Annotated in this window: 14 protein-coding genes and 2 tRNA genes; 7 read left to right on the top strand and 9 right to left on the bottom strand. The window is 65.9% G+C overall.

The window, feature by feature from the left end; translation table 11 throughout:
• Nucleotides 1-233: 233 nt before the first annotated feature.
• The gene (locus tag BRAGE_RS0108705) at nt 234-437 is read right to left on the bottom strand and encodes a hypothetical protein (RefSeq protein ID WP_027559988.1); all 204 of its coding nucleotides are present in this window, start codon (nt 435-437) and stop codon (nt 234-236) included.
• A gap of 27 nt (nt 438-464) precedes the next feature.
• Nucleotides 465-644 (bottom strand): hypothetical protein, encoded by a 180-nt coding sequence (locus BRAGE_RS0108700; RefSeq protein WP_027559989.1) that lies wholly within the window; start codon nt 642-644, stop codon nt 465-467.
• Nucleotides 645-840: 196 nt separating this feature from the next.
• Here BRAGE_RS0108700 and BRAGE_RS0108695 point away from each other — a divergent pair, with 196 nt between their 5' ends.
• Entirely contained in the window at nt 841-1,221 is a 381-nt protein-coding gene (locus tag BRAGE_RS0108695) for a YciI family protein (protein ID WP_027559990.1), read from the top strand.
• 12 nt (nt 1,222-1,233) lie between these two features.
• Here BRAGE_RS0108695 and BRAGE_RS0108690 read toward each other — a convergent pair whose 3' ends face one another.
• Entirely contained in the window at nt 1,234-1,824 is a 591-nt protein-coding gene (locus BRAGE_RS0108690) for a TMEM175 family protein (protein ID WP_027559991.1), read from the bottom strand.
• 128 nt (nt 1,825-1,952) lie between these two features.
• Here BRAGE_RS0108690 and BRAGE_RS0108685 point away from each other — a divergent pair, with 128 nt between their 5' ends.
• Nucleotides 1,953-4,010, top strand: a complete 2,058-nt coding sequence (locus BRAGE_RS0108685) for an ATP-dependent helicase (RefSeq protein ID WP_027559992.1) — start codon at nt 1,953-1,955, stop codon at nt 4,008-4,010.
• Nucleotides 4,011-4,070: 60 nt separating this feature from the next.
• On the opposite strand, the gene BRAGE_RS0108680 is transcribed toward BRAGE_RS0108685, so the two are convergent.
• Genes BRAGE_RS0108680 through BRAGE_RS0108670 form a run of 3 tightly spaced genes read right to left on the bottom strand, consistent with a single transcriptional unit; the run spans nt 4,071 to nt 7,187 of the window.
• A complete protein-coding gene (locus BRAGE_RS0108680) occupies nt 4,071-5,318 on the bottom strand; it encodes a metal-dependent hydrolase family protein (RefSeq protein WP_027559993.1) in 1,248 nt (415 codons plus the stop codon).
• Nucleotides 5,319-5,331: 13 nt separating this feature from the next.
• Nucleotides 5,332-5,835, bottom strand: a complete 504-nt coding sequence (locus BRAGE_RS0108675) for a GAF domain-containing protein (protein ID WP_027559994.1) — start codon at nt 5,833-5,835, stop codon at nt 5,332-5,334.
• Entirely contained in the window at nt 5,832-7,187 is a 1,356-nt protein-coding gene (locus BRAGE_RS0108670; RefSeq protein WP_027559995.1) for an MFS transporter, read from the bottom strand. The genes BRAGE_RS0108675 and BRAGE_RS0108670 overlap by 4 nt, the downstream gene beginning before the upstream one ends.
• Before the next feature lie 112 nt (nt 7,188-7,299).
• Here BRAGE_RS0108670 and BRAGE_RS0108665 point away from each other — a divergent pair, with 112 nt between their 5' ends.
• Both BRAGE_RS0108665 and BRAGE_RS0108660 read left to right on the top strand, forming a co-directional pair.
• Nucleotides 7,300-8,223, top strand: a complete 924-nt coding sequence (locus BRAGE_RS0108665; RefSeq protein ID WP_027559996.1) for a LysR family transcriptional regulator — start codon at nt 7,300-7,302, stop codon at nt 8,221-8,223.
• A gap of 148 nt (nt 8,224-8,371) precedes the next feature.
• Nucleotides 8,372-9,403: an LLM class flavin-dependent oxidoreductase gene (locus tag BRAGE_RS0108660; protein WP_027559997.1), complete on the top strand. Its 1,032-nt coding sequence runs from the start codon at nt 8,372-8,374 to the stop codon at nt 9,401-9,403.
• Nucleotides 9,404-9,418: 15 nt separating this feature from the next.
• On the opposite strand, the gene rlmB is transcribed toward BRAGE_RS0108660, so the two are convergent.
• Nucleotides 9,419-10,246 carry a 23S rRNA (guanosine(2251)-2'-O)-methyltransferase RlmB gene (gene rlmB, locus BRAGE_RS0108655; RefSeq protein WP_027559998.1) on the bottom strand — a complete coding sequence of 276 codons (828 nt, stop codon included), beginning with the start codon at nt 10,244-10,246 and terminating at the stop codon, nt 9,419-9,421.
• Nucleotides 10,247-10,453: 207 nt separating this feature from the next.
• On the opposite strand from rlmB, the gene BRAGE_RS0108650 reads away from it, so the two are divergent.
• Nucleotides 10,454-10,539, top strand: a tRNA-Tyr gene (locus BRAGE_RS0108650).
• Nucleotides 10,540-10,732: 193 nt separating this feature from the next.
• On the opposite strand, the gene BRAGE_RS0108645 is transcribed toward BRAGE_RS0108650, so the two are convergent.
• Entirely contained in the window at nt 10,733-11,215 is a 483-nt protein-coding gene (locus BRAGE_RS0108645) for a hypothetical protein (protein ID WP_027559999.1), read from the bottom strand.
• 43 nt (nt 11,216-11,258) lie between these two features.
• Nucleotides 11,259-11,744 (bottom strand): hypothetical protein, encoded by a 486-nt coding sequence (locus BRAGE_RS0108640; RefSeq protein WP_027560000.1) that lies wholly within the window; start codon nt 11,742-11,744, stop codon nt 11,259-11,261.
• A 315-nt stretch (nt 11,745-12,059) separates the two neighbouring features.
• On the opposite strand from BRAGE_RS0108640, the gene BRAGE_RS0108635 reads away from it, so the two are divergent.
• Together BRAGE_RS0108635 and BRAGE_RS0108630 are read left to right on the top strand one after the other, a co-directional pair.
• Nucleotides 12,060-12,536, top strand: coding sequence for a hypothetical protein (locus BRAGE_RS0108635; RefSeq protein ID WP_027560001.1), 477 nt, complete (start codon nt 12,060-12,062; stop codon nt 12,534-12,536).
• A gap of 181 nt (nt 12,537-12,717) precedes the next feature.
• Nucleotides 12,718-12,792 (top strand) — tRNA-Thr (locus BRAGE_RS0108630).
• Nucleotides 12,793-13,012: the final 220 nt, after the last annotated feature.

Genomic DNA, 13,012 nt, shown 5'->3' with positions numbered 1-13,012 from the left:
CCTGCCCCTTAACGACAAAGCGGTTTCACCCTATATTGAGGGTCCCGAAACCAACGAAAGGAGGTGATCCAGTGTCTTATCTCAAGCGCTGTCACCTCGCTGGGATCGCCCGCTAAGCTCTAAGGCTTGGCATCGGGGCGCTCTCAGCCCTGGACCAGCGAGCAAGAAATCGGGCGCGACGGGGCTTCCCCGCCGCGCCTTTTCTTTTGAGTCTTTGCCTCGGCAGGGCCGGCTCAGATGGCGCGGAGCCGCTCGCGCACCGCCACGGCGGCGATCAGGATGCCGACGCACCAGGCCATCACCGCCCGGTGCGGCTCGTCGCCGAGCAGCACGGTGAATACGCCCGCGAGCAGGCACGGGGCGATCGCCTTGCTGGTCCGGCTCGCGAGCGAGAGCAGGAACGGTATTGCGGCGATCGATATCTGCAAGAGGTTCATTGGCGCGCGCCAGTCGGGGCGTCGGGCTTAGAAGCCGCAGACGTTCAGGGTGCGCGGCTGCTTGCCGCGGCGGCTTTCGACGATGCGCTCGCCGCCGTTCTCGGCGGAGCTGCCGTAATAGCGGTGATGGCCGCTCTGGTCGTGCAGATCCGCCGGCTCGGCCTTCCCCGCCCGGCGCGCGTCGCAGATGATCTTGATGGTCGACATGGCCGCCTCCGAAGTGTTCTTGGTGGCCATCAGTCGCGCCGGTTCCGAGCGGCGTTCACACCTCCGAGCGGCAATCGGGTTTCCGGACGGTTTCGTCGCCGGCCCCGTGGTGCAATATTTTCCCCAGCGCCATTGTCGGCGCACGCTGTGGTGATACGTCCTTTAGGCGCGCGCAGTAGAAATCAACGAGGTGACGATGCTTTACGCCATCCTGGCCTACCATGTGGAAGACGAGGTCCTGTCCTGGTCGCCGGAGCAGGACGCTGCGGTCGTGGCCAAGGTCATCGCGGTGCAGGAACCCATGAGGGCCAGCGGACTGCTTGGTCCGGCCGCGCGCCTCGACGAGACCCGAAAGGCCCGCACCTTGCGCGGCCCCGGCGCCGGCATGGTGCTGGACGGCCCGTTTGCCGAGACCAAGGAGCAGCTCCTGGGCTTCCACCTCGTCAACTGCGCCGGGGATGACGAGGCCGTCGCGGCGGCGCGGAAGCTACGTGAGGTCAATCCGACCGCGGTCTACGAAATCCGCCCCGTCATGCTTTACGTCCCGGCCGACGGGTTCGGCGCGACGCCGGGGTGACCGGCGCGCGCCTTACGAAGCCTGGTCCGCCGGCGCGGCATAGAAGCGCCGGATCAAAATCCCGCCGAAAGCGATGAACCAGAGGAAGGGTGCGATGTGCGGCGCGAACGCCGCCACGATCGTGCCCGGAATGAACACGAGCAGCGGAAACAGCGAGGCCATCGTTTCACGCCGCCAGCCGCCCAGGATCGTCCACCACAGCCAGGCATTGAGGCCGGCGATCGCGGTCAGATGCAGGCCGTAGAGCACCGCCACCGCGCTGCTCATGGCGTAATTGGTGTAGAGGCCGTTGGTCACCGGCAACAGCACGATCGAGAGCAGGAAGAACAGATTGAGGATCACCGCCCCGCGGGTGCCGACCGCCTGGCGCGCCAGCCGGCGGTGATGGCTGATCCAGAACAGGCCGGCGATGATGAAGCTGAGCGCAAAGCCCGCGAGCTTGCCGGAATAGGTCTGGGCGAGATCGCTCCAGCCGGGCGCGCTGGTGAACACCGCGGCCCTGGGCAGGTCATAAGCGAGCAGCGTCATGGCGACGCCGAAGATGGTATTGCTGAGCGATTCCAGCCGCCGCATCTCGAACTGGTCGGGCTTGAGCTCGGTCATGCCGGTGCGTGCTTTTGGGGCTGGAACCTTCGGCTGCGTTGTCCCTAGGACTTAACACCGGTTCCGTCCAGCCGCATTGCGATTCGCGTTGGGATCGCCGACTCTGTCGCCTTTCACCGGGGCGATTCGTGGCGACATATCTGGACACGCTCAATGCGGAGCAGCGCCGCGCCGTCGAGCATGGCGTGGCCGACGGCGCGACCGTGGGCGCCCCCCTGCTCGTCATCGCCGGCGCGGGCTCCGGCAAGACCAACACGCTGGCCCATCGTGTCGCGCATCTGATCGTCGCAGGCGCCGATCCGCGCCGCATCCTCCTGATGACGTTCTCGCGCCGCGCCGCGGCCGAGATGGCCGGCCGGGTCGAGCGCATCGCGCGCAAGGTGCTGGGCGAGAACAACGCCGCGATCATGCGCGATGCCCTGACCTGGGCCGGTACGTTTCACGGCATCGGCGCGCGGCTCTTGCGCGAATATGCCGAGCGGATCGGCGTCGATCCCGCCTTCACCATCCACGACCGCGAGGATTCCGCCGACCTGATGAACCTGGTGCGGCACGAGCGCGGCCTGTCGAAGACCGAGAGCCGTTTTCCGGCCAAGGGCACCTGCCTGTCGATCTACTCGCGCTGCGTCAATGCCGAAATGGAGATCGAGAAGGTGCTGGGGCAGCATTATCCCTGGTGCGCCGGCTGGGCCGCGGAGCTGAAGGGCCTGTTCGCCGCTTACGTCGAGGCCAAGCAGGCCCAGCACGTGCTCGATTACGACGACCTCCTGCTCTACTGGTCGCAGATGATGGGCGATGCGCTGATCGCCGAGGAGATCGGCGGCCGCTTCGATCACGTCCTGGTCGACGAATATCAGGACACCAACCGCCTGCAATCCTCGATCCTCCTGGCGCTCAAGCCCGACGGGCGCGGGCTCACCGTGGTCGGCGACGACGCGCAGTCGATCTACTCGTTCCGCGCCGCGACCGTGCGCAACATCCTGGAGTTTCCGCAGAGCTTCTCGCCCCGCGCGGAGATGATCACGCTCGACCGCAATTATCGCTCGACGCAAGCCGTGCTGGCGGCGGCCAACGGCGTCATTGGTCTGGCGCGCGAACGCTTCACCAAGAATCTCTGGACCGACCGCAGCGCCGGGCAGAAGCCGCAGCTCGTCACGGTTCACGACGAGGCCGACCAGGCCCGCTACATCGTCGAACAGGTGCTGGCCAATCGCGAGCAAGGCGCGCTGCTCAAGCACCAGGCGGTGCTGTTCCGGACCTCCTCGCATTCGGGCCCGCTGGAAATCGAGCTCACCCGCCGCAACATCCCGTTCGTGAAGTTCGGCGGGCTGAAATTCCTCGACGCCGCGCACGTCAAGGACGTGCTGGCCTTGCTGCGCTTTGCCGAAAATCCTCGCGACCGCGTCGCCGGCTTCCGCATCCTGCACCTCTTGCCGGGCATCGGGCCTGCGACCGCGCAGCGCGTGCTCGACCAGATGGCGGAGAGCACCGACCCGCTGCACACACTCAGCCAGCTTCCGGTGCCGGCGCGCACGGGCGCGGACTGGACCGACTTCGTCCGCACGACCCAGAATCTGCGCTATTCGGAATGGCCGGCCGATCTCGAGCGCGTGCGGCTCTGGTACGAGCCGCATCTCGACCGCATCCACGAGGATTCCGAGACCCGCCGCGCCGACCTGATGCAGCTCGAGCAGATCGCGAGCGGCTATGCTTCACGCGAGAAATTCCTGACCGAGCTGACGCTCGATCCGCCGGATGCGACCAGCGACAAATCAGGTCCGCCGCTCCGCGACGAGGATTATCTGATCCTCTCCACCATCCATTCGGCCAAGGGCCAGGAGTGGAAGTCGGTGTTCGTGCTCAACGTCGTCGACGGCTGCATGCCCTCCGATCTCGGCGCGGGCACCAGCGCCGAGATCGAGGAGGAGCGCCGCCTGCTCTATGTCGCGATGACGCGTGCCAAGGACGATTTGCACCTCGTGGTGCCGCAGCGCTTCTTCACTCACGGCCAGCAAGCCAAGGGCGACCGCCACGTCTATGCCTCGCGCACCCGCTTCATCCCGGAGCAGCTGGTCTATCTGTTCGAGCGCACCGCCTGGCCGAAGGCCGCCGCAGGCGCAGCCCGCACCGCGGCGCAGGGACCGAAGATCGACATCGGGGCGAAGATGCGCGGGATGTGGCGGTAGTTACGCTTTTTTGACGCGTTTTCTTTACGCGAACCGGTATCCACTTCGCTTGAAAACGCTCTAGGCGTTCAGCCTGTCGAACTGGACCTTGCCCGCCTTCATCACCATTGGGATGTGCTCGCCCTGGCCGAGCAGGCAGGCGACATCGCGCAGCGGATTGCCGTCGACCACCAGCAGGTCCGCGATGGCTTCGGGCGCGATGCAGCCGAGCTTGCCCTCCATGCCGAGCACCTCGGCGCCGATCAATGTCGCGCTGGCAATGACGGCGCGCGGGCCGAGGATCTCGGCACGAATGCGAAACTCATCGCTCTGCAGGCGCTGGGACGGTCCGAGCAGATCGCTGCCGAACCCCATCTTCACGCCGGCGTCGCGATAGATCGCGAGCGAGCGCAGGCCGGCGTCGCGAACATCGGCGATCTTGGCCACGCTCTCCGGTGGCAGGCCGTATTGGGCGCCTTCGTTGGCCAGCGCCTCGTAGGTGACGAGGGTCGGCACCACATAGGCGCCCTTCTCGGCCATCAGGCGGGCGGTCGGAGGATCGACCAGATTGCCGTGCTCGATGGTGCGGACGCCGCAGCGAACCGCGCGTTCGATGGCGGCAGCGGTATAGGCATGCGCGAGCACGTAGGTCTGCCGGCCCCGCGCTTCCTCGACGATGGCGCGGATCTCGTCCTCGGAGTAGCCGAAGGCACCCACCGGGTCGGTCGGCGACGCCACGCCGCCGGAGGCCATGATCTTGATCTGGTCGGCCCCCATCTGCAGTTCTTCGCGCGCCGCCCTGCGCACGCCGTCGACGCCGTCGGCGACGCGCGCCAGCGCGCCGACGCGCACGCAGCACGGACACGGCGCGTCGCTCGCCAGATGATCCGAGCGCGCCCGCATGTCGCCGTGGCCGCCGGTCTGGCTGAGTGCGCGGCCGGAGACGAACAGGCGGGGGCCATCAGTCAGGCCGGTGTCGATCGCCTGCTTCAGCGCATGGCCGGCGCCGCCGGCATCGCGGACGGTGGTGAAGCCTCGCCGCAGCATCCCGCGCAGCAGCAGGGTCGAGCGCAGCGTCACCAGGACGTTGGGCATGTGCACCTGCTGCGCCAGGTTGAGCTCGACGGCGATGGCATGCACGTGAAGATCGATCAGGCCGGGCATCAGCGTCTTGCCCTTCAGATCGATTTTGCGATCCGCAGCGGCCTGGATCGGGCGGTCCGAGACCTCCTTGATCAGGCTGTCTTCGACCAGCACATGGTGCCCCTCCAGCAAGTCCGGCTGAAGCGGATCGAGCAGTGCGGCGTTCTTGAAGAGGATGCTTGGCATCGCGACAGTCCTGTCAGAGATCGGCCGGCGGAAGCAGCGCCGGCAAGGTGAGCTGGGCAAAGGGAAGGCACGCGGCGACATCATCTTCGCCGTACCAGCGCGCCTCGTGAAGCAGATTCAGCGAGCCGAGCGTGCGCCCGCGCCAGCGCACGGGCATGTTGAGCACACTCTCGCAGCCGAGCGAAGCGATCAGCTCGTGATCGGAGAAGACGCTGCGCAGATCATCCCGCGTGCGGCCGATATAGGCCTCGCCGCGGTCGAGCACGGCTTCGGTCCACGGCCCCGGCGCGAGGCGCTTGCGCCCGCCGGTCGGGTAGGGTCCGGGGAGATTGGAATAGAGCCGCGCCGCTTCGCCGCTGTTGCCATCATAAGTCAGGATCGTGAACAGCTTGTGCCCGATCGCCGACTTCACGGCCTGGTCTAGCGCCGCGAACAGCGCATCCGGCTGGTCCGCCCTGCCCTGCGCCGCCGCGACGGCGCAGAGGAGCGGATCGGCCTTGGATTTCGTCCGCGTCATGCCACCTCACCCGCCGCGATCTCTTCCAGCGAGCGGCCGCGCGTCGGCACGCCCATCAGCACGACGGTGACAGCTCCGAGCAGCAGCACGGTGGTGGTGACGCCGAACACGCCGCCAAAGCCGAAGTTCGGATAGAGATATCCGACCAGTATCGGCGAGACGATCGCGCCGATACGGCCGATCGCCGACGCAAGGCCTGCGCCCGTGGTCCTGACCGGCGTCGGGAACACCTCGGCGGTGTAGGCATAGACGCCCGCATAGGTGCCGTTCATGAACAGCGACAGGAAGATTCCCGCCGCCATGATCTGCTGGTCGCTCTGCGCGAAGGCGAGCCCAAGCGCACTGACGCCGCCGAGCAGCATGTAGGACGCAATCGTCGCCTGCCGGCCGATGCGCTCGTTGAAATACGCGGCGCTGAAATAGCCGGGGATCTGCGCGCAATAGATCGCGATCGAATAGGCAAAGCTCTTGGTGATGCTCATACCGTTCTGGACCAAGAGGCCGGGGATCCAGACGAAGAAGGAATAGTAGCTGAAGGTGATCGCAAGCCACATGATCCAGGTCATGATGGTGATGCGCGCCTGCCGGCCAGCGAGCAGCGCGGCGAAATTGGCGAGCAGCGTCCCGCCGGCGGCCGGCACTGTTGCTTCGACGACCGGCTGCGGCAGGACATGACCCTCGCGCGCAAAGCCCGCCTCGATCCTGTCCAGCAAGGCTTCGGCTTCCTTGCCCCTGCCCCGGCTTTCGAGCCAGCGCGGCGATTCCGGCAGCGACCGGCGCCACCACAGCAGCATGACGACCGGGACTGCGGTGATCACCAGCACGATACGCCAGCCGTTGTCGGAGGTCGGCACGATGAAGTAGCCGAGCAAGGCCGCGGCAACGAAGCCGAAGGAGAAGAAGCCGGCCAGAGCCCCGGTGAAGCTGCCGCGGTAACGCCGCGCCACGAATTCCGCGAGATAAGGCGCGATGATCGCGCTTTCCGCGCCGGTGCCCATGCCCGCCACGACACGGGCGGCGAAGAAGGAAGGCCATGTGTCGACCGCCGCGCTGACGATGGAGGCCGCGCAATACAGCGCCAGCGCAGACATCATCACCGCGCGCCGGCCGATCAGGTCGCCCAACGTGCCCGCCAGCAACGCGCCGAACAGGAAACCGATATAGGTGCTGCTGCCGAGCACGCCGATCTGGACGCTCGACAGATTCCAGGCCGTGCGCAGCACCGGCAGGATGAAAGCCAGCACCGCCGCGTCCATCGCGTCGAACATGTAGCCGAGCCCGCCCATCAGCAGCAGATGCGTGTGGAAGCGTGCGAACGGAAGGCGCTCAATGCGCGCCGATATCATCGACATGAAAGTCCCCCTCGATTGTCACGGGCCCGGCGCGCCGCTCGGGTGCGAACCATAGACAAAGCAATATTATCGTCATAATTTATAATCATGATCTGATATATCACTGTGGTGAATGTTCGTGTCGTTCCGCGCACTCGACCTCAATCTCCTGAAAGTCTTCGAGGCGCTGATGACAGAGGGCAGCGTCACGCGCGCGGCGAATGCGCTGCGAATGACCCAGCCGGCGGTGAGCAACGCGCTGGCGCGGCTGCGGGACGCACTCGGCGATCCCCTGTTCGTGAGATCCGGCACCGGCATCCGCCCGACCCAGCGCGCCGTGGTGCTGTGGGAGCCGATCGGCGAGGCGCTGGAAAGCGTGCGCGGCGCGCTTGACGAGCAGGTGTTCGATCCCGCACGTGCGCAGACCGAATTCAGCCTGTCGATGTCGGACTACGTGTCTTCGCTGGTGATGCCGAACCTGCTCGGCCATCTCGGCAAGATTGCGCCGAAGTCGCGCGTCCACACCGTGCCCAATACCGTCATCGAAATCGCCGACCAGCTCGAGGACAACAGGGTCGATTGCGTGCTCAGCGTCTATGTCAACGAGGCGCAGCAACCGGCCGCCATTCGCTCGCGCTTGCTATGGACCGTCGAGTATGCCTGCTTCATGCGGCGCGGTCATCCGCTCGCCGCCCAGAAACGGCTGAGCACGCGGACCTTCCTGAACGCGGGCCATGTCGACGTGAGCCTCGCGGGCAAGACCATGCCGTCCTACGACCTCTTCCTCGCCTCGCGCGGCCTGTCGCGCAACCTGGTCGCGACCGTCAATCACTACAGCGCCGCCTACGAGGTCGTACGCCAGTCCGACCTGATCGCCGTGCTGCCGAGCGACCTGCGCTCGCAATCCCGCCATGCGCCATTCCTGCATGCCATGCCGCTTCCGCTCAAGGCGCCGCCGCGCATCGTCAGCCTGTTCTGGCACCAGCGCAACGACACGGTGCCGGCCCAGCGCTGGCTGCGCGAGACCCTCGTCGAGATGTTCGCCGAGTCCGGCTGAGCACGCGCGCGGGGCCCAATGCGCTCCAAAGAGGAAACGGTGCGTTTCTCGCGGCAACATTGTCGCACGGGCCGCCGCGGCCTAGCTCCACCCCAAACAATCCCTTCCACCGTGACACGCGCAAGCTGCGCCCATAGAGACCTCATCGATGACCGCACCGCTCGAATTCGGACTGGATACTTTTGGCGACGTCACCAGGGACGCCTCCGGCGCCACGCTTGCGCATGCACAGGTGATCCGCAACGTCGTCGACGAAGCGGTGCTGGCGGACGAGCTCGGCCTCGATTTCATTGGGCTCGGCGAGCATCACCGCTCAGATTTTGCGATCTCCTCGCCCGAGACCGTGCTGGCTGCGATCGCATCGCGCACGAAGCGCATCCATCTCGGCTCGGCCGTGACGGTGCTGAGCTCGGACGATCCGATCCGCGTGTTCCAGCGCTTTGCGACGCTGGATGCGCTCTCGAACGGACGCGCCGAGGTGATCCTCGGGCGCGGCTCGTTCACCGAATCCTTCCCGCTGTTCGGCTTCGACTTACGCAAATACGAGGAGCTGTTCGAGGAGAAGCTCGACCTGTTCGCCGCGCTGCTGCCGCAGCAGCCGGTGACCTGGCAGGGCAAGCTGCGTCCGCCGCTGAAGGATCAGCTGGTCTATCCGCCGGTCCAGAACGGCCGGCTCAAGACCTGGATCGGCGTCGGCGGCAGCCCGGAATCGGTGGTGCGCGCCGCCCATTACGACCTGCCCTTGATGCTCGCCATCATCGGCGGCGATCCCGCGCGCTTTGCGCCTTACGTCGATCTCTATCACCGCGCCTTCAAGGAGTTCGGCCGCCCCGCGCAGCCGATCGGGGTGCACTCGCCCGGCTACGTCGCCGAAACCGACGCGCAGGCGCGCGAGGAGCTGTGGCCCGACTACAAGGCGATGCGCGACCGCATCGGCAAGGAGCGCGGCTGGCCGCCAATGGGCCGCGACGAGTTCGTCAGCGAGGCCGAGCACGGCTCGCTCTATGTCGGCTCACCGGAGACGGTGGCGCGCAAGATCGCGAAGACTGCCAAGGCGCTTCGTATCTCGCGCTTCCAGCTGAAATATTCCGCGGGGCCATTGCCGCACGAGAAGCTGATGAAGAGCATCGAGCTCTATGGGCGGAAGGTGGTGCCGATGGTGCGGGAGATGATGGAGTAGCGATCGAGGCAGCCGCTACTTCATCAGCCCGAGCCGGCTCGCGCCGACATAGAGCGAGAGCACCGCGGCATTCGAGACGTTGAGGCTCTTGATCTCGCCGGGCATGTCGAGCCGCGCCACCACGCTGCAGGTCTCGCGGGTCAATTGCCTGAGGCCCTTGCCTTCGGCGCCCAGCACCAGCGCAAGCGGCTCGCGCAGTGCGACGTCCGAAAGGTTCTCGGTGCCCTCGCTGTCGAGGCCGACAGTCTGGAAGCCGCGTTCGTTCAGCGCGGTCAGCGCACGGGCGAGGTTTTGCACCGTCACCATCGGAACCAGCTCCAGCGCGCCCGAGGCGGCTTTCGCCAGCACGCCGGTCGCCTCCGGACTGTGGCGCGCGGTGGTGACGATCGCCTTGACCGCGAAGGCCGCGGCCGAGCGCAGGATGGCGCCCACATTGTGCGGATCGGTGATCTGGTCGAGCACCAGCACCATGCCTTCCTGCTTCAGGGTCTCGATATCAGGCGAAGGCAGCGGATCGGCTTCCGCGAGCAGGCCCTGATGCACGGCATCGGGCGACAGCAGACGGTCGATCTCCTGGGGCCGGACGATCTCGGGCGCAACACGGGTCTCGATGTTGTCTTCCGCGAGCCGCCGGGCGGCGTTCTCGGTCAGCGTCAGCTTACGGATCCGCCGCGCCGGATTAGCCAGCGCCATGGTGACGGTGTGCCAGCCGTACAGGATGACGGGCCCGTCGGGTCCCGAATCGCGGTCGCGCCAGGACGGGCGGCTGGCCGATTTTCCGGGCCGGTTGAAGGGCTTAGCCCCGCCACGCGGGCCTTTCGGTGCAAATTTTCGATCCTTCATGGGCTCGCTTGTGTCACGGGTCCCGGAATATGGCAATTTGGGTGCGAATGGAGACGATTTTAGCTGTTCGTCTCGGTTGACTTTGCCCCACCGCTTCGCCCATAAACGCGCCCGGTCGCGCCCCCATCCGGGCTGTCGCGGCCTTCACGTTCCATGGCCGTCTTCGGTCCGCCGGCAAGGTCCGGCCCGATTGTGCTGCCGTCGAGCGGGGGAGTGTCCCGAGTGGCAAAGGGAGCTGACTGTAAATCAGCCGCCTCATGGCTTCGCAGGTTCGAGTCCTGCCTCCCCCACCAGCCTTCGCTCGCTTCGCGAGCTTCGGCCAGGCAAGCCATCCCAGCTCAACATAAAGCGAAGTGAACGAAGGCTGACGCGCCGCAGCCGACAGGCGTAGGCGGGCCATCACAACGCTGTACGGTTCACGCGCAAAAACAAAACGCCTGCCCGCATCGCGCGGACAGGCGCCTCGTCAACTCGACCGATCAGAGATCAGTAATAGCGGCGCAGCACGCGATGGCCGCCGTAGTAGTACGGCGCGTAACGGTGGGCGTAGCCATAGCGCGGAGCATAGCCGTAATGCGTGCGCGGCAGGTAGCCGTAGCGCGGACCGTAGCCGTAGCGATACGGACGGTAGTACGGGCGGTGATAGGGATAGGCGGCGGCGCGATAGCCATAGCCATAGCCGTAATTGGCGGGCGCAACGACCGCGTCCTCACGATAGGTCGGATACGGCGCGAAGGCGCCCGGGCCGGTATAGGTCGGGCCCTGGTTGACGTAATAGTACTGCGTGGTCGGCTCGACGAGGCGCTCATAGGCGCCATAGCCGTATCCATAACCACCGCAGCCGGTGTTGCAGCCGGAATAGACCGGTGCGACCGGCGCGCAGCTGGTGAAGCCGCAGGCCGCGGCGGGCGCGGTCGCGACGAACATCACGGCAGCCGCCGCGACCAGTCCCGAAATCATTTGACGCATTACTCTCTCCTGTTGAATTCCGTCTTTTGGATTTTGACGTTTCTTAACCCGGCGGCCTGCCGGGAATGTTTGCACGCGGCCGCGGCCGATGAGGCCGCGGACGGTCGTTGAACTCGGGCGCGTAGATCACCGGCGGCGGATCGACCGGCACATCCATCTGCGCCGGCAGCGGCGCGGACGATGCACCCCAGCTCTGGTGATAGCTCTCGGCGGGTTTTGGCAATTTGCGGTTCGCGGGCGGCTCGACCTCGAGCCGGCCATAGCCCGGCCGCAGGCCCAGCGTCGGATAATAATGGCCGACGTCGTCGGGCTGCCGCTCGGCGATATAGCGGCCGCCATAGATCGTCGGCTGCACCTGGACGTTCTTGCCGAGGCCCCAGACACCTTCGACGACGCTGTAGGACGCGTCGATATTGTTGATGATGATCGGCACGCCGGGACGGCCGGGCACGACGATGTCGAAGCCGCCGCCGGCCAACGCCGTCGCGGGCAGTCCGATCAGAAAGGCGGCGAGCGCCATGGCGCGCATGAGGAGGCCCCGGTTATCCGGAGCACAACCTATCCGATCGCTGCGCCGAGAGGGTTAAGGCCAGCTCACCAAATTCCGGTAAGCCTAATGTGTAAGGATCGCGCGCCGCTCAAATGCTGCAAAGCGGGCTAGCGAAGCGTTAACGGCGATCCACCGGCCGACCCAACGACGAACGCCGAGACCATGCGGCATGCTGGCACGAACTGCACATCCTCTGCGGGTTCACGTCGATGTGACACAACCCACACGAAACTGCGGAACCACCCCATCACCGGCACGCTTAGCAACCGTTGCAACCAACATGGAGCCAATGCCATGACGAGCCTGAAACTGATCGGCGCGGCCGCGATAGCCGCATCCACACTTGCAGGCCCTGCAATGGGTCAATCATCCATCACCAATCCCGCCGCCTGCGAATCCATGTTCGCCAGCGCCAATTGCCTGAATGCGGGCGCCGGCAGCCCCTATGCCACCAGTCGCCAAGAGCGGCAATATCGGAGGACGGCCTATCGGCAGCAGAACCGCAATGACAGCGGCTTCTGGCCAGTCGACACCGCGGGCGCAGTTGCGGGCGCCGCCGTCGGCACCGCTGCAGCCGTAGCTTCGGCGCCGTTCCGCGGCTGGGGCAACTCCTATGCCTATGACACTTCGGGCGGCTATAACGGCAACTACAATCGCGGCGAAATGGGCTGGTACGGCAACTGGGATACCTACGCGGCCCGCAACGGCATCGTTTGCCGGCCCGGCACCTGGGTGAAGGGCGAGGACGGCCGCCGGCACATCTGCCAGTAACACATCTGCCAGTAAGGCGTCTCAATCGCGCGCGACAGAGCAGGCGGCCGAAAGGCCGCCTGTTTCCCATCCGCGATGCGCGTTGCGGGTTCTGGCACTTCCCGAGCAAGTCTGGTAATGCGACGCGCGGGCGGGCGAACGCTCCGGCCCATGCCGGGCCCCGCCCCGGTTCCTCGGCGTCGCCGGCTTAGCTCAGCGGTAGAGCAGCGGTTTTGTAAACCGAAGGTCGGGGGTTCAATCCCCTCAGCCGGCACCATTCGACTATTCCCAGCCTTCGCCAGACTTCGTTTCAGTGACAGAAATTGCTGAAACATAGGTGATTTTCCCTTCGTAGACGTTCGCTATCGTCCGCGAGCAGCCGCGCGTTTTGTTGGTATCCGTGTTGGTATGCGCGCTTTTGAAGCCGAGGAGATACCAACAACTGTTCGGGGAAAACAAAAACAGAGGGGGTGGATGATGGCTTTGACGGACGCACC

The organism is Bradyrhizobium genosp. SA-4 str. CB756, from assembly GCF_000473125.1.
In the GTDB taxonomy this organism is placed as follows: domain Bacteria; phylum Pseudomonadota; class Alphaproteobacteria; order Rhizobiales; family Xanthobacteraceae; genus Bradyrhizobium; species Bradyrhizobium arachidis.
This window is presented reverse-complemented; position numbering and strand designations above follow the sequence as displayed.